At 70.0% G+C, this 15,021-nt stretch carries 16 protein-coding genes; 11 read left to right on the forward strand and 5 right to left on the reverse strand.

The genetic code is table 11. From position 1 onward, the window contains the following. Window positions 1-9: 9 nt before the first annotated feature. Window positions 10-1,356: a glycosyltransferase 87 family protein gene (locus tag OG792_RS07100; RefSeq protein ID WP_329108422.1), complete on the forward strand. Its 1,347-nt coding sequence runs from the start codon at window positions 10-12 to the stop codon at window positions 1,354-1,356. Here the strand turns inward: OG792_RS07100 and OG792_RS07105 are convergent. Continuing rightward, complete coding sequence (locus tag OG792_RS07105) at window positions 1,261-1,836, reverse strand: GNAT family N-acetyltransferase (protein WP_329108423.1); 576 nt, start codon at window positions 1,834-1,836, stop codon at window positions 1,261-1,263. The two genes, OG792_RS07100 and OG792_RS07105, sit on opposite strands and share 96 nt — an antisense overlap. A 134-nt stretch (window positions 1,837-1,970) precedes the next feature. On the opposite strand from OG792_RS07105, the gene OG792_RS07110 reads away from it, so the two are divergent. The 5 genes from OG792_RS07110 to OG792_RS07130 all read left to right on the forward strand — a co-directional run bounded on the left by OG792_RS07110 (window position 1,971) and on the right by OG792_RS07130 (window position 7,562). Further along, entirely contained in the window at window positions 1,971-3,200 is a 1,230-nt protein-coding gene (locus OG792_RS07110) for a winged helix-turn-helix domain-containing protein (RefSeq protein ID WP_329108424.1), read from the forward strand. 31 nt (window positions 3,201-3,231) lie between these two features. Beyond that, complete coding sequence (locus OG792_RS07115; protein WP_442932448.1) at window positions 3,232-3,849, forward strand: DUF2752 domain-containing protein; 618 nt, start codon at window positions 3,232-3,234, stop codon at window positions 3,847-3,849. A 213-nt stretch (window positions 3,850-4,062) separates the two neighbouring features. Continuing rightward, window positions 4,063-4,815 carry an FAD-dependent thymidylate synthase gene (gene thyX / locus OG792_RS07120; protein WP_329108426.1) on the forward strand — a complete coding sequence of 251 codons (753 nt, stop codon included), beginning with the start codon at window positions 4,063-4,065 and terminating at the stop codon, window positions 4,813-4,815. 46 nt (window positions 4,816-4,861) lie between these two features. Continuing rightward, window positions 4,862-5,788: a 4-hydroxy-tetrahydrodipicolinate synthase gene (dapA, locus tag OG792_RS07125; protein ID WP_329108427.1), complete on the forward strand. Its 927-nt coding sequence runs from the start codon at window positions 4,862-4,864 to the stop codon at window positions 5,786-5,788. Window positions 5,789-5,870: 82 nt separating this feature from the next. Beyond that, entirely contained in the window at window positions 5,871-7,562 is a 1,692-nt protein-coding gene (locus OG792_RS07130; RefSeq protein ID WP_329108428.1) for a ribonuclease J, read from the forward strand. Between the two features lie 105 nt (window positions 7,563-7,667). On the opposite strand, the gene OG792_RS07135 is transcribed toward OG792_RS07130, so the two are convergent. Then, on the reverse strand, window positions 7,668-8,177 hold the full coding sequence (locus tag OG792_RS07135) for a MarR family winged helix-turn-helix transcriptional regulator (protein ID WP_329108429.1): 510 nt from the start codon (window positions 8,175-8,177) through the stop codon (window positions 7,668-7,670). A 59-nt stretch (window positions 8,178-8,236) separates the two neighbouring features. Here OG792_RS07135 and OG792_RS07140 point away from each other — a divergent pair, with 59 nt between their 5' ends. Continuing rightward, window positions 8,237-8,644 carry a cupin domain-containing protein gene (locus OG792_RS07140; RefSeq protein ID WP_329108430.1) on the forward strand — a complete coding sequence of 136 codons (408 nt, stop codon included), beginning with the start codon at window positions 8,237-8,239 and terminating at the stop codon, window positions 8,642-8,644. 104 nt (window positions 8,645-8,748) lie between these two features. Here OG792_RS07140 and OG792_RS07145 read toward each other — a convergent pair whose 3' ends face one another. Together OG792_RS07145 and OG792_RS07150 are read right to left on the reverse strand one after the other, a co-directional pair. Further along, window positions 8,749-9,135, reverse strand: coding sequence for a putative quinol monooxygenase (locus OG792_RS07145; protein ID WP_329108431.1), 387 nt, complete (start codon window positions 9,133-9,135; stop codon window positions 8,749-8,751). Between the two features lie 106 nt (window positions 9,136-9,241). Next, window positions 9,242-9,922 (reverse strand): hypothetical protein, encoded by a 681-nt coding sequence (locus OG792_RS07150; RefSeq protein ID WP_329108432.1) that lies wholly within the window; start codon window positions 9,920-9,922, stop codon window positions 9,242-9,244. A gap of 283 nt (window positions 9,923-10,205) precedes the next feature. On the opposite strand from OG792_RS07150, the gene OG792_RS07155 reads away from it, so the two are divergent. The 4 genes from OG792_RS07155 to OG792_RS07170 all read left to right on the forward strand — a co-directional run bounded on the left by OG792_RS07155 (window position 10,206) and on the right by OG792_RS07170 (window position 13,987). Next, a complete protein-coding gene (locus tag OG792_RS07155; protein WP_329108433.1) occupies window positions 10,206-10,469 on the forward strand; it encodes a hypothetical protein in 264 nt (87 codons plus the stop codon). A 79-nt stretch (window positions 10,470-10,548) separates the two neighbouring features. After that, window positions 10,549-12,669: a transporter substrate-binding domain-containing protein gene (locus OG792_RS07160; RefSeq protein ID WP_329108434.1), complete on the forward strand. Its 2,121-nt coding sequence runs from the start codon at window positions 10,549-10,551 to the stop codon at window positions 12,667-12,669. Window positions 12,670-12,713: 44 nt separating this feature from the next. Beyond that, entirely contained in the window at window positions 12,714-13,052 is a 339-nt protein-coding gene (locus tag OG792_RS07165; protein ID WP_329108435.1) for an Imm51 family immunity protein, read from the forward strand. A gap of 107 nt (window positions 13,053-13,159) precedes the next feature. Further along, window positions 13,160-13,987 (forward strand): DUF72 domain-containing protein, encoded by an 828-nt coding sequence (locus OG792_RS07170; protein WP_329111142.1) that lies wholly within the window; start codon window positions 13,160-13,162, stop codon window positions 13,985-13,987. Window positions 13,988-13,991: 4 nt separating this feature from the next. Here OG792_RS07170 and OG792_RS07175 read toward each other — a convergent pair whose 3' ends face one another. Continuing rightward, a complete protein-coding gene (locus OG792_RS07175; RefSeq protein WP_329108436.1) occupies window positions 13,992-14,885 on the reverse strand; it encodes an aminoglycoside phosphotransferase family protein in 894 nt (297 codons plus the stop codon). Window positions 14,886-15,021 lie beyond the last annotated feature (136 nt).

Below are 15,021 nucleotides of genomic sequence, written 5' to 3' on the forward strand. Positions count from 1 at the left end.
GAGGCGACGGTGGCGCAGGGTGCCCTCCGGCGAACCCGGTACCAGGTGCTCTTCGTGCTCGTCCTGGCCGGACTGGTCGCCGTCTTCCTGTCGTTCGCGGCCGTCGGGCACGGTTTCTTCGACCTGAAGGTCTACTCCGGCGCCCTGCATCACTGGGCCCGCGAGGGCGGCGAGATCTACGACTGGCTCAAGCCGAACAGCAAGTACGGCTTCACCTACCCGCCCTTCGCCGCCCTGCTGATGCTGCCGCTGGCGTACCTGCCGTTCACGGTGTCGATGGTGCTCAGCGTCGTCGCCACCGTCGTGGTCAGCCTGCTGCTGCTCTGGTGGCTGGTCGACCCGCTCGCCCGCCGGGTCGGCTGGACCCGCTGGTTCGCCCTGGTGGTCGCCGCGCTGCTGGCGGCGGCGTTCGAGCCGATGCGCGAAACGGTCGACTTCGGCCAGGTCAACATGCTGCTGCTGGTGCTCGTCGCGGCCGACCTGCTCTGGCTGGTCCGCCCCGGCTACGCCGTACCGGGTCGGGTCGTACCCGGAAGTTTCCTGCCGTGGTGGTCGCCGGCCGGCGGCCGACGGAACCCGGCCCGCTACAAACGCTGGGCCGGGGTGGGCATCGGACTGGCCACCGCGATCAAGCTCACCCCCGGCATCTTCATCGTCTACCTGCTGGTCACCGGTCGGTGGCGGGCGGCACTCACGGCCAGCGGCACCGCCGCCGTGGCCACGCTCGTCGCCGCCGCCATCGCCCCGGACGCCTCCCGGGAGTTCTGGACCAGCGCGCTCTGGGACACCGACCGGGTCGGCGAGCTGGCGTTCATCTCGAACCAGTCGTTGCAGGGCATGGTCGCCCGGCTCGACCCGGCCCAGCCGAGCAAACTGGCCTGGGCGATCCTGGTGGCCGCCGCGCTGGTCATCTGGGCCTGGCGGGTACGGGCCGCGGTGCGGGCCGGCGACGAGGTGACCGGGCTGGCACTGACCGGGGTGATCGGCGCACTGGTCAGCCCGGTGACCTGGGTGCACCACCTGGTGTGGCTGATCCCGGCGCTGGTGCTGCTGGTCGACCACGCGTACGCGGCACCCGCCGGCAGCCACCGTCGACGCGGCCTGCTGACCTTCGCGATCGTCGCGTACGCGGTGCTGTGCAGCCGGCTGGTCTGGCACTGGGAACACGACTTCACCGGCGTGGGCGGGTTCCTCGGCAGCAACGCCTACGTCTGGATCAGCATCGCCCTGCTCGTCGGCCTGCCGGTCGGCAACGACCGGTCACGGCTGCCCGGAGGCTCCGCGCGGCCCACCGAAACGGGCGGCGTAACGAAGCTCGACCAACCCGAGCGGCGGCCGCCCGCCGGACCGGTGTAGCTCGTACGTCGACTGCTCGCCGTCGGTGACCAGCCCGGCGCGTTCGTAGAAGCGGCGGGCCCGGCTGTTGTCGGCCAGCACCCAGAGCCGGATGTCCCGCCAGCCGCGCTCGTTCAGCCCGGTCAGCCCGGCCATCATCAGCTCCCGGCCGACGCCGGTGCCCCAGTGGTCCGGGTCGACGTACATGGTCAGGATCTCCCCGCAACCGTGGTCGAGGTCGTCCCGGTCCTGGTTGTTGCGGTACGGGCCGAAGGTGGTGAAGCCGATGACGGTGTCGTCGCGTTCGGCCAGCAGGGTGGTGAACGGGTGCTCCGGGTCGGCGGTGCCGATGTCCCGCCGCCGCTGCGCCCACGCCCGTACGTTCAGCCGGGCCAGCACCTCGTCCGGCATGATCCCCGCATACCCCGCCTGCCAGGTGCGTACGTGCACACCGGCGACCGCTTCGGCGTCGGCGGGTTCCTCCGCCCGGATGGTCAGCACGTCTCCGTTCTAGCCCGTACCGGCCGACGAGTCCAGCTTGTCGCCGTGCCGGATGCCGGATCCCGCCCTCGGTGCCGCGCCCCGGACCGGATACCGGCGATCGTTGTCGGACGCTTCGGTTAGGGTGCGAGCCGATGACCGTACCCGAATCCTTGTCCCTGGCCCAGGCCCGGCGGGTGGCGCTCGCCGCCCAGGGTTTCGCCGACCCGGCGCCGACCGCCGTGCCCACCGCGCGCCACCTGCGCCGGGTGCTCGGCCGGGTCGGGCTGCTCCAGATGGACTCGGTCAACGTGTTGCAGCGGGCCCACTACCTGCCGCTCTACAGCCGGCTCGGCCCCTACCCGACCGACCTGCTCGACCGGGCCGCCTACCGGGCGCCGCGCGACCTGTTCGAATACTGGGGGCACGAGGCGTCGCTGGTCCCGGTCGACCTGCACCCGCTGCTGCGCTGGCGGATGGCGGCGGCCCGGGACGCCGCCTGGGGCGGGATGCGGCGGATCGCCCAGGAGCAGCCGCAACTCGTCGCCTGGGTGCGCGACGAGGTCGCGGCGAAGGGTCCGCTGACCGCCGCCGAGATCGAGCACGACGCGCCCCGGGAAACCGGCAACTGGGGCTGGAACTGGTCGGAGGTGAAACGGGCGCTGGAGTTCCTGTTCTGGGCCGGCGAAGTTGCCGCAGCCAGCCGCACCAATTCCTTCGCCCGCCGCTACGACCTGCCCGAACGGGTGCTGCCGGCAACGGTCCTGGACACCCCGACCCCGGCACCGGCGGACGCGTACCGGCGGTTGGTGGCGATCGCCGCCCGGTCCCTCGGGGTGGCCGCCGAGCCGGAGCTGCGCGACTACTTCCGGCTGCCGGTGGCGGCGGCGCGCACGGCGGTGGCGGAACTCGTCGAGGCGGGCGAGCTGCTGCCGGTGGCGGTGCAGGGCTGGCGGCTGCCGGCGTACCTGCACGCCGATGCCCGGCTGCCCCGCTGGATCCGGGCGAACACGCTGGTCAGCCCGTTCGACCCGCTGATCTGGGAACGGGCCCGGACCGAGCGGCTGTTCGACTTCGGCTACCGGATCGAGATCTACGTCCCGGCTCCGCAGCGGATCTACGGCTACTACGTGCTGCCGTTCCTTCAGGGGGAGCGGTTCACCGCGCGGGTCGACCTGAAGGCCGACCGGAAGGCCGGCGTGCTGCTGGTCCCGGTGGCCTGGCTGGAGCCCGGCGCCGACCCGGCGGACACCGCGTTGGCGCTCGCCGCCGAGCTGCGCCGGCTCGCCGGCTGGCTCGGCCTGAGCGCGGTCGCACCGCCCGCCGCGGGCGATCTCGCCGGCCCACTCACGGCCGCGTTGGCAAGCACCATCGGTGTACGGTGAGAGCGCGGCCGGTGCGACGAGTGGGGTGGCGATGACCAGCGCGGGTGGACCGACAACACCGCCCGAGGCGCTGCCCCCGGCTGACCCTCGGTGGAACCCCGACCCCGCACAGTCGCAGCAGTGGAACCCCGACCCCGCGCAGTCGCAGCAGTGGAATCCCGATCCCGTGGACTCGCAGCAGTGGTATCCGGTGGCTGCCGAACCGGACCGGATCACGCGGTTCTTCGACCGGATCGCGGCCCGGTCCCCGCGCTGGCTGGCGCCGGTCGCGATACTGGCCTGTTTCGGCGGCGCGGTCGGTTACACGCTCTACGCCGATCCGACCCGCAGCGCCCCCGACGCGGCCCCGACCTGCCTGCTGAAGCTGACCACCGGGCTGGACTGTCCCGGTTGCGGCGGCACCCGCGCGTTCTGGTACCTGCTGCACGGTGACCTGCCGGCCGCCGCCCGGCACCACATCCTGTTCGTCTTCGCCGTCCCGTTCCTGGTCTACCTCTACGTCGCCTGGGCCGGAAAGCAACTCTTCGGCTGGCGCCTCCCCCAACTCTCCGTGGGCCCGGTAACCATCGGCGTCTTCCTGACCGCCTGGCTGACCTTCTCAGTCCTCCGCAACCTCCCCTGGCCCCCCTTCACCTGGCTCTACGTCTAACCCTTCTTCCCCCCCGATTCCCCCCCGTTCCCCGTGCCCTCGCGCCGCCCCCTCTCCCCCGTCGATCTAGGGCAAATACGTGTGATTGGAGATCAACACGCCACCATTTGCCCTAGATCGGCGGGGGAGGGAGGGGGGAGGGAGGGGGGAGGAGGGGGGAGGAGGGGGAGGTGGGGGAGGGGAGGCGTGGGTGGGGATACTAAGGTTTTGGGAATGTCGGAGATCGTGTCACCGCAGGTCAAGCTCGTCGCGTGGACTCAGTTTGAGGCGCCCGAGGAGGTGCCGTGGTCGACCGATGCCGACGGGGGGCAGGCGCTCGCCGAGTTCGCCGGCCGGGCCTGTTACCAGTCCTGGAAGAAGCCCAACCCGGCCACCGCGACCAACGCCGGTTACCTCGCGCACATCCTTGAGGTCGGCCACCTATCCGTGCTGGAGCACGGCAGTGTGACGTTCTACTTCACCGGGGTCTCCCGGTCGTTCACCCACGAGCTGATCCGGCACCGGCACTTCTCGTACTCGCAGCTCTCGCAGCGGTACGTGCCGGAGCGCGACGCCGCCTTCGTGGAGCCGGCGGTGATCGCCGAGGACGCCGAGCTGCACAAGCGGTTCGTCGAGGCGACCGAGGCCAGCGTACGGGCGTACACCGAGTTGCTGGAGGGGCTGGAGCAGCGGTTCGCGGACGTGACGAACCCGACGCTGCGCCGCAAGCAGGCTCGGCAGGCGGCCCGTGCGGTGCTGCCGAACGCCACCGAGACCCGGATCGTGGTCAGCGGCAACTACCGGGCCTGGCGGCACTTCGTGTCGATGCGGGCCACCGAGCACGCCGATGTCGAGATTCGTGAGCTGGCGGTGGAGTGCCTGCGTCAGCTCCAGCGGGTGGCACCGAACGTCTTCGCCGACTTTGTGATCAGCACCCTGCCGGACGGCACCGAGGTGGCCGCCAGCCCGTACGCCGAGCAGTCCTGAGCACTTCCCCGGCGGCCGGGTACTGGGCGTCCGATAGGTTAGCGGTATGACGCACGACCACCCTGCTGCCGCCGACCGGGCGGTGCCCCGTCCCTTCGGGCGACTGCTCACGGCCATGGTCACGCCGTTCACCGCGGACGGCTCGCTGGACCTCGACGGCGCTGCCCGGCTCGCCACCTACCTGGTGGACGAGCAGGCCAACGACGCCCTGGTGATCAGCGGCACCACCGGCGAGTCGCCCACGACCACCGACGCGGAGAAGGAACGCCTGCTCCGGGCGGTGGTGGAGGCGGTCGGCGACCGCGCCCGGGTGGTCGCCGGGGTTGGCACCAACGACACCCGGCACACGATCGAACTGGCCGCCTCGGCGGAGAAGGCCGGCGCGCACGGGCTGCTGGTGGTGACGCCGTACTACAGCAAGCCGCCGCAGGCGGGGCTGGTCCGGCACTTCACCGCCGTGGCCGACGCGACCGAACTGCCGATCCTGCTCTACGACATCCCGCACCGCGCCGGGGTGCCGATCGCCGCCGAGACGCTGGTCCGGCTGGCCGAGCACGAACGGATCGTCGGGGTCAAGGACGCGAAGAGCGACCTGGCCGACACCTCGTGGGTGATCAGCCGTACGGATCTGGCGTTCTACAGCGGCGAGGACGCGCTCACGCTGCCGTCGCTGGCGATCGGCGCGGTCGGTCTGGTCGGCACGTCCACGCACTTCACCGGTGCGCTCACCAAGCAGTTGATCGAGGCGTACGACCGGGGTGAGCACGACACCGCACTGCTGCTGCACCGGCGGCTGCTGCCGTTGTTCACCGGAATCTTCCGTACCCAGGGCACGATCCTGGTCAAGGCCGGCCTGGCCGTGTCGGGTCTGCCGGCCGGTCCGGTCCGGCCACCGTTGGTCGACGCGACCGAGGCCGAACTCGCCCAGTTGCGCGCCGACTGCGCCGATGCGGGTCTGGAGTTGCTGGCATGAGTGGGTCAATCAGTAAGGTCGGCGGCATGGGCAAGCAGAACAGTAGGACGACGGCATTGACCGATCGCGGCGAGGCGGTGGCATGAGCCAGCCGCAGGCGCGGGAGTTGCAACTTCCCCCACCGCTGCCCGTGGGTGGGCTGCGGGTTACACCGCTCGGCGGGCTGGGCGCCATCGGGCGCAACATGACCGTGTTCGAGTACGACGGCAAGCTGCTGGTGGTCGACTGCGGGGTGCTCTTCCCCGACGTCGAACAGCCCGGTGTCGACCTGATTCTGCCCGACTTCGCGCCGATCCTCGATCGGCTGGAGGACGTGCAGGCGATCGTGTTGACGCACGGGCACGAGGACCACATCGGTGCGGTGCCGTACCTGCTCGCTCACAAACCCGATATTCCGCTGGTGGGTTCGCAGTTCACCCTCGCGCTGGTCGAGGCGAAGCTGGCCGAGCGGCGGATCGAGCCGTACACGCTGACGGTGCGGGAGGGCGGGCGGGAGCGGCTGGGTCCGTTCGAGTGCGAGTTCTTCGCGGTCAACCACTCGATCCCGGACGCGCTCGCGGTGGCCATCCGTACCCCGGCCGGTCTGGTGCTGCACACCGGTGACTTCAAGATGGACCAACTTCCGCTCGATGGGCGCCTGACCGACCTGGCCGGCTTCGCCCGGCTCGGTGCCGAGGGCGTCGACCTGCTCCTCTCCGATTCGACCAACGCGGAGATCCCCGGTTTCGTGACGCCGGAGCGGGAGATCGGCCCGATCCTCGGCTCGATCTTCGGCAAGGCGCGCGGCCGGATCATCGTGGCGTCGTTCGCCTCGCACGTGCACCGGGTGCAGCAGGTGCTCGACGCGGCCACCGAGTACAACCGCAAGGTGGCCCTGATCGGCCGCTCGATGGTGCGCAACATGGGCATCGCCCGCGACCTCGGGCTGCTCCAGATCCCGCCGGGCCTGGTGGTCGGGCTGGACGAGGCAACCACGTTGCCGCCGAACCAGATCGTGTTCATGTCGACCGGTTCGCAGGGCGAGCCGATGAGCGCGCTCGGCCGGATGGCCACCGGCGACCACCGGCACATCACGGTGGCGTCCGGCGACACCGTCGTGCTGGCCAGTTCGCTGGTGCCGGGCAACGAGACCTCGGTCTACCGGGTGATCAACCGGCTGTCCCGCGCCGGTGCGACCGTCATCCACAAGGACGTCGCGAAGGTGCACGTCTCCGGGCACGCCCCGGCCGGTGAGCTGCTCTACCTGCTCAACGTCGTACGCCCGAGCAACCTGTTGCCGGTGCACGGCGAGTGGCGGCACCTGCGGGCGCACGCCCGGCTGGGCATCGAGTCCGGTGTTGCCGCCGACCGGGTGGTGATCGCCGAGGACGGCGACGTGGTCGATCTGGTCGAGGGCCGCGCCACGCTCGTCGGCCACGTGCAGAGCCGGTACGTCTACGTCGACGGTCTCGCCGTCGGTGACGTGAACGAGTCGCTGCTCACCGAGCGGCGGATGCTCGGCGACGGCGGTTTCATCGCCGCGACCGTGGTGGTCGACTCGGTGACCGGCAAGGTCGTCGGCGGTCCCACCGTCTCCGCGAAGGGCTTCTCCGACGACCCGGACGCGTTCAACCCGGTGATCCCGCTGATCACCGAGGCGCTGAGCCGGGCCGCGACGGAGGGCATCACCGATCCGCACCAGCTCCAGCAGATCGTCCGCCGTACGGTCGGGCGCTGGGTGAACGACGCGTACCGCCGCCGCCCGATGATTGTTCCCAACGTCGTCGAGGTCTGACCCGAACCGTTTCGAGATCCGGGGTGACGTGGCAGCTGCCGCGTCACCCCGTTTTCATGATCAACCGGCTGTGTCGGGCCGAACTCTTCGGATCACGGAGGGGCGTCAGTCGGCGTTGAACCAGCCGGGGACGTCCAGGGGGAAGGTTTCGGACGGGGTGAGGGTGCGTAGGTCGGTTTCGAACCCGCGGAGGCGGTCGGGGCCGAGTGTGGTGGCCCAGCGGGCGCGGATTTGGTCGAAGATGCGTGCCGACCGGACGAGCGAGTCGACGCCGCGTTCGGTGAGGCGTACGACCCTGCGGCGGGCGTCGCGCGGGTCGGACTCGCGTACGACGTAGCCGAGGCGTTCCAGCCCGTCGATGGTCTTGCCGGCGGCCTGTTTCGAGACGCCGAGCCGTCGGCCGAGTTCGGCCGCGGTGGTGCCGTCGGGGCCGATGGCCTGGAAGACGAAGCCGTGCATGGGTCGCAGGTCGGGGTGACCCTGCCGGGCGAGTTGTGTGTGCAGCTCGTCAATCATGAGACGGAAGCCCTGGAACAGCCGCAGCGGCAGCTCATAACCAGGCATCTCGCCGGGCATCTCGTGGCCGGGCAGCTCACCGGACAGCTCACTTGACACGGTCGACAACCTGGTTAACTATTTCGACAACCACGTTGTCTAATCTAGGGGATCCGTCCATGCCTGTCATCCGCCACGCCGAGAGCCGCCGTACCGAGACCCCGAACGCGACCATGACCACCCTCGCCTCACCCGCCCAGGGCGGCGCCGGCCAGCTCGTCTGGCGGGTCGACATGGGCGCCGGCCAGGCCGGTCCGCTGCACGGCATCGACACCGAGCAGGTCTGGACCGTGCTGACCGGCGCCGCCACCGTCGAACTCGCCGACGAGGCGTACGTCATCGAGCCCGGCGACACGCTCGTCATCCCGGCCGACGCCCCGCGCCGGGTAGCCGCCGCCCCGGACGGGTTCGCCGCCGTCGTGGTGGCACCGGTCGGGATGCGGGCGTACCGGCTCGACGCCGCGGTGGTGGCTGCGCACTGTGCCGTACCGGACGGGGACAAGCTCGTGCCGGCCTGGGTGGTCTGAGTCGGGCGGGGCGGGGTGCGGATCGAGCGCGAGTGTCGACGTACCGGTGGATCGTGGATCCGGCCGACGAACCGTGCGTCGACGGTGGAGCGACCAGCCGGCGCTCAATCGCGCGGTATGCCCTTTGTTCCCGATGGTTCCAGGAACTCGACCCGTGCGCCCGCCAGGCACCGTTCCTTTTCCGCGTGAAAGCGTACGACGTGCGGTTGACGCTCGTGTGATTCGAACGCCTCCCGGTCCCGGTAGACCTCGTAGAAGACTCGGGCGAGCGGTTCGTCCTCGATCCGATGGGTCGCATAGACGAGCGTGCCCGGTTCGCTGCTTTCGATCAGGGGCAGAGTCTCCGAAGCCAGCCGGTCAAACTCAACCGCAGCCTCATCATCCAAAAGCTCGAACCGAACCACCAGCGCAAACATCAACCATCCCCACTCAGCCCCCACCACCGTACCCGCCCCGCCCGCGCCCGCCCGCCCCCCACTGCCGTTGATCATGAAGTTAACGCGGACATTTCGGACTGGAATCTGCGCTAACTTCATGATCAACGGCAGTGGGCGGGGGTGGGGCGGGGGTGGGGCGGGGTGGGTGGGCGGGTGGGGGTTAGTTTGTTAGGGTTTGGTGTAGGTGGTAGCGTTTTACGCTTATTTGGCGTACGGCTTGCATGGTTTGGACTCGGGTCCAGAGGGGGCCTTGTGCGATGGCGCCGTGGTTGGCTGCCAGGGCTTCGATGTGTGCCTGTGGGGTTGTCCACTCGGCGTAGTTCAGGATGTGGGTGCCGTCGTCGCTGATGTGGAAGAAGGCGCCGATGCCACCGGTGGGTAGGTTCTGGGTGGCCCCGAGTGCGTCGAAGACCGCGTCGATCCAGATACGTGAGCGTTCGGGGCCGTCGGTGTCGACCCGGACGGCCACGACGGTGCCCGGAATCCGGCCGTCGTCGGCCCGCGAGCCCCGATAGATGCGGTACCGGGCCGCGTCGCGTCGTTCGATTCCGGGTACGGCGGCGTCGATCCGGCCCGCCCTGGCGGCACGACCGTTGCTGGCGTACGCGTCGACCGCCGCCTCGTCCGTCCACTGCGAGTAGTGCCGGATCAGCTCGCCGTCGGTGTCGAGGTAGATGGCGTACGACAGCAGGCCCTCCGGCCAGTCGGCGTCCTGCCAGGCGGCGACCGTCGCCTCGGCGGCGGCACGCTGCCGCTCGGGAGTGCCGAGCAGCCACTCGCTCGACAGGGCGACGCCCGCGTCCGTACGGGTGAGGTCGGGAAGTTGCTCGGTGACGCGCACGGGTCGGCTCCTTCGGGTGGGTCGCGTGGTGCTGGTACGGGCCGACCCTAGAACCCCAACCAATGTTGAGGTCAAGTGATCCGCCTCGTGGAACTTGGCTGTCATATGTCGGGTCTGCTGTGTCGCGAGGTGATCTGGGTTATCACGAGGACTCTCCGAACGGAGAGGGCGATCGATTGTCAGGCGTCGATCGGGGGTGAAAAATTCAGCCAGTTGCCACGCTCGCGAGGCCCATGGTGGGCCGGTGCGGTGCTGGCGCGGCTGACCCAGGGAGAGTGAGAACATGCTGCGTCGTCTCTTTGTCGCGGTGGTGCTCGCCATCGGCATCACCGCCCTTATTCCCAGCTCACCGGCCCAGGCCCTCTATCCCTGCCCGGCCGGCAAAATGTGTCTGCACACCTGGTACGCCGACTCCGCCCACACGACCTGGAGGGGCAGCTACAGCATCAACTGCGACGCGGTGGTGCTTCGGCTCGGCACCCAGTCCGGATACCTGGTCTTCACCACGAGTCCGTGCGGGGGTGTGGAGCCGCCGCCGATCAGCTGATGTCGTCGTCGATCGGCTGATGACGCCCGGACCGTCGAGCCGTGGGCGTTCCGGGTGCGTCCGGTGACACACTGTGCGGATGTTGGTGAGCGCCCGGCGACAATCGGTGAGATTCGGCCGCGACACTATCGGTGCCCTGCTGGCGCTGCTCCTGCTCGGCCTCACCGTCTTCTACGGGCTGCGTGAGGCCGGTTCACCAGGCGGCGGCGGTCCGACCGTGAGCGGCTACCTCGAAGCGTCCAGTCTCAGCGGCAAGGAGCAGATCACCATCGGGGTGTTCTTCGACCTACCGCTGCTGGGCTACCGGGAACCGACCGGCGAGCTGACCGGATTCGACGTTGAGATAGCCAGGTACCTGGGGCACTCACTGGGTTTCCGGGACGACCAGATCCTGTTCGTGTCGGTAACCCCCGAAGATCGGCTCGCCGCCCTGCGTACGGGCCGGGTCGACCTGGTTCTGGCGTCGTTTTCCATCACCGGGGAGCGCCAGAAGCAGGTACGTTTCGCCGGCCCGTACCTGGTCGCCACGCAGGAGCTGCTGGTGCCGACCGCACTCGCGAACGAGGTGCGCGAGGTGGCGGACCTGCGCGGGCGGCGCATCTGCGTGACCGGCGGCTCGACCAGCGAGCTGCAACTACAGCGTCTCAACGTGCTGACGGCGGTCGCCGCCACCGTGCAGAACTGCGTCGACGGTCTGAAGAACGGCCGGTACGACGGCTTCTTCGCCTCCAGCGACCTGCTCGCCAGTGTCCGGTACGGGTCGGAGGACCGGCTGAGCCTGGTCGACCTGCCGCTGGACACGACCGAACTGCTCGGCGTCGGACTGCCGCTCGGCGATGTCCACCTCCAGGCCCTGATCGAGCACTTCCTCCAGCGCAGCTACCTGGACCCGGACCGGCAGGGCAGCCCCTGGCAGGTCGCGTACGACAGGACGCTCGGCCGGTCCGGCCTGGTCGCGATCCAGCCATTGGTCACGTCCAGTGTCAACCTGTACGACGATCTCGACCCGCAGGCGCTGGCCGTCGGTCGCACGTCGTACCGCGTACCCCGGCACGCCTCGGTGCCGCCGGCCGGGCAGGGCACCCGACGCCGGTCCCGGCTGCCCCGGCAACGCCGGACCGTCCCGAGGCGACGCCGGACAGTGCTCCGACCGCTGCCGTCCGACCGGGGGACCCGGCGGACGGCGAGTGACCCGGCCCCGGACGACCGTCCCGCCGGTCCGCCGACGCGCGGGTTCGACTGGCAGGGGCCCTGGCCGCTGATCGTCGGTATCCCGGTGACGGTATCGGCGCTGCACGTGTGGATCCAGAGTGGCGGCAACATGCAGCTCACGTTGCTGATGTTGCAGAACATCAACCCGGTCAGCTTCTTCACCACCATGGTGTTCGCCGCGCTCTGGCAACTCGCCATGGTGCCGGTCCTGATCCTGGCGGTCGGCAGCCTGATCCTGCGCAGCGCCGCCGATCCGGCCGACGAGGAGGTTCTTACCGCCCGGTACGCCTTCGCCCGGTGGACCCGACGCATCCCGAACTCCGTACGTTGGATCAGCTTCGCGCTCGCCGCGATCAGTTGGCCGGTGATGTACCTGGCCTGGTACGCGCTGGCCCTGTACAGCGTCGCGTTGGGGCCGACGCGTCGGGACCGGCCGGTCCGGCTGCCCACGATCGTGTCCGGTGCGGCGGTGGCGGCACTGATCCTGCTCGTCCCGTTGTTCCGGTCCGCCTGGCGGGCCGGCGCGGGGTTCCCGATAGTGGCGCTGGCCGCACCGCTGCTGCTGCTCGTGCTCGGCGCGGGGGGACCGATCCAGCGTACGGCGGTGCCGCTGTTCGCCCGGGGTGCGGCCCTGCTGGCACTCGTGCTCGGCGTGATCGGCCTGCACGGCATCGTCACCACACCGATCCTGCCGTTGAGCATGATCGCCGTCGCCCAGCCCGGCCAGGACGCGCAGGAACGCCTGGTCGGTGGGCACATCCTGGGGGTGGACGAGCGGTACACGATGGTCCTGCCCAAGCGGGGCGGCATCGAGATGCTGAGCAACGACGAGATCCGGTCGCAGCTCACCTGCCTGCGGGTCGAACCGGAGCGGTACGAGCTCGACCTGCTCACCGTTCTCCTGGACCAGTCCCTGCTGGACCGGATCGCCCGCGATCAGCGGCCGGATCTGGAGTCCGACCCCGGCTGCCGTCCGGTGCTGCGCTGACCCCCGCGTCGCGGTCGGAGGTCCGTGGCTGCGAAGCTTCCGCCGTGGACGCGATACGGCTGCACGAGCTGACCCCGGGCAAATACTCGCTGTTGTTGAACGCGGGATCCACCGATGTGGACGACGTGATAGCGGAGCTCGGTCACGAACCCAACGGGTACTTCTGGGAGGGCATCGCCCAGTTGCTGGTCAGCACCGAGGCGCCGGCACTCGAAGGGCGTTTCGGCTACGACCCGGAGGGCGGCATGTTCGTCGCCTACGGTACGGACCGGGACGCACTCGAAGAACTGGCCACCCTGATGCGCGCGGTGGCGACCGACACCGAGCGGGCCCGACAGTTGATCACCTCGGCGAAGGCGAACGGGTTCGAGTTCGACGACTGATGTGATCGCCCCTCGCCGCCGCGAATAGGGTGAACCGGTCGAGCCGCCCGGGCGCGCGTTCAGCTGTGGGAGGGATCCGGGTCATGCGTCTGCACGTGGGATGCGCCATGTGGACTCACCGGTCGTGGCAGGGGCGGTTGCTGGCGCATCCGCTGCCGGCGCACGAGCGCCTGCGGCACTACGCGAGCTGGTGCGACGCGGTCGAGGGAAACACGACGTTCTACGCCACCCCGGCGAGGGACACCGTCGTTACGTGGGCGCAGCAGACCGACCCCGACTTCCGGTTCGTGATCAAGCTGCCGAAGCCGATCACACACGAGCGCCGGCTCACCGACGTCGACGACGCGCTGCGGGTGTTCCTGGACGCGATCGAGCCGCTCGGCCCGCGTACGCATGCGCTCTGGGTCCAGTTGCCGGGATCGTTCGCGCCGGCCGACGTACCGGTGCTCGCGCGTTTCCTGCGCCAGTCCTCCGGTACGCACCGGTACGCCGTGGAGGTCCGCCATCCCGCGTTCTTCGAGGACCCACGGGCGACGTCGTCGCTCGAAAACGTGCTCACCGCCGCCGGTGCCGAATGGGTTCCGTTCGACACCACCGCGTTCTTCCGGAGCCCGCCGACCAGTGACGCGGAACGGGACGCGTGGATGAAGAAGCCGCGCATGCCGCTCCGGGCGCTCGCGCTGACCGACCGGCCGATCGTCCGGTACCTCGGCCGCGACGACACCACGCTGACGGTCGAGGGCTGGCAGCACTGGGTGGAGGTCGTCACCGGCTGGCTGCGCGAGGGCCGCTCGCCGACCGTGTTCATCCACACCCCGGACAACGCCGACGCGCCCGTGCTCGCCCGACGCTTCCATGACGAGGTACGGGCCCGAGTGCCCGAACTCGCACCGCTGCCCGAGCCGATCCCGGCCGAACCCCTCACCCTCTTCTGACCGGTCACCCGGTGACGAGGCGGTTCAGCGTACGGCGGCCGATGGTGGCCATGGTGCGGTTGCTCTCGGCGTAGTACCAGACCAGCCCCATCGACTGGACGAACGCCCAACCCCTGCCCCGTTCCCATTCGAGGTCGTCGCAGCCCAGCCTCTCGCGGAAGACCCGTCTCGGGTGGGCGTCGAGCAGGTGCCACGCACCGACGAGGTCCAGCGCCGGGTCGGCCGGTCCGAAGCCGCCGACGTCGATCACCCCGGCCAGCCGCCCGGCCGTGACGAGGACATTGCCCGGCATCAGATCGCCGTGGCTCATCACGTCCGGTCGGTCGAGCCGGGGTGCCGTACGCAGTTGCGCCCACATCCGGCGCAGCCGCCGTACGTCCAGCAGTTCCCCGCTGTGTGCGAAGCAGGTCTCCATCCAGCGGTCGTGGGAGGTCAGCTCGCCGCCCCGCCCCGAACCGCCGAACGTCCGACCACCGGTGTCGATCGCCCGCAGGCCGGTGACGAACTCGGCGAGGTCGGTGGCGAAGTCCGGCGAATCGGCCGGGTCCGCCTCGGTGGCGACGGTTCCGGGCACCCAGGACTGGACCGACCACGGCAGCGGATATCCGTGGCCGGGCCGTCCCAGGGCGATCGGCTCGGGCGTCGGGAACCGGGTCCGCCCAAACAACTCCCGAGCCGCCGCCGCCTCGGATTCGAGCCAGCGGACCTTCTGCTCGACCTCCCCCGGTTCGAGCGGGAACCGGCCCACCAGCCGGTCACCGATGCGGAACACCGAGTTGACCGTCCCGTACGAGGCCACGGCCCGGATCGGCAACTCCGCCCAGGCGGGGAACTGTTCCGCCAGCAGCGCCTTAACGACGTCGACCGGCACGACAACGTGGTCGGGGTGCATCACCATCGGCCGAGCATCCACCTCTTCGCGCTCGGGCCGCACCACCATTTCCGGCCGGTGACTCCGCCGGCCCGGTGCCACCGTATGCGGCCTGGGTCAGGAATGCGCACTGTCGAAGACGGACGGCTACATCTTCGGCACA

Origin of the sequence: Micromonospora sp. NBC_01699 (assembly GCF_036250065.1) — a bacterium.
Classification (GTDB): domain Bacteria; phylum Actinomycetota; class Actinomycetes; order Mycobacteriales; family Micromonosporaceae; genus Micromonospora_G.

Coding starts and splice junctions, on each gene's coding strand:
- OG792_RS07110 (WP_329108424.1), top strand. CDS start 1,971: ATGACCGTACCCGAATCCTTGTCCCTGGCCCAGGCCCGGCGGGTGGCG.
- OG792_RS07115 (WP_442932448.1), top strand. CDS start 3,232: ATGACCAGCGCGGGTGGACCGACAACACCGCCCGAGGCGCTGCCCCCG.
- thyX (WP_329108426.1), top strand. CDS start 4,063: ATGTCGGAGATCGTGTCACCGCAGGTCAAGCTCGTCGCGTGGACTCAG.
- dapA (WP_329108427.1), top strand. CDS start 4,862: ATGACGCACGACCACCCTGCTGCCGCCGACCGGGCGGTGCCCCGTCCC.
- OG792_RS07130 (WP_329108428.1), top strand. CDS start 5,871: ATGAGCCAGCCGCAGGCGCGGGAGTTGCAACTTCCCCCACCGCTGCCC.
- OG792_RS07140 (WP_329108430.1), top strand. CDS start 8,237: ATGCCTGTCATCCGCCACGCCGAGAGCCGCCGTACCGAGACCCCGAAC.
- OG792_RS07145 (WP_329108431.1), bottom strand. CDS start 9,135: ATGATCAACGGCAGTGGGGGGCGGGCGGGCGCGGGCGGGGCGGGTACG.
- OG792_RS07155 (WP_329108433.1), top strand. CDS start 10,206: ATGCTGCGTCGTCTCTTTGTCGCGGTGGTGCTCGCCATCGGCATCACC.
- OG792_RS07160 (WP_329108434.1), top strand. CDS start 10,549: ATGTTGGTGAGCGCCCGGCGACAATCGGTGAGATTCGGCCGCGACACT.
- OG792_RS07170 (WP_329111142.1), top strand. CDS start 13,160: ATGTGGACTCACCGGTCGTGGCAGGGGCGGTTGCTGGCGCATCCGCTG.
- OG792_RS07175 (WP_329108436.1), bottom strand. CDS start 14,885: ATGGTGATGCACCCCGACCACGTTGTCGTGCCGGTCGACGTCGTTAAG.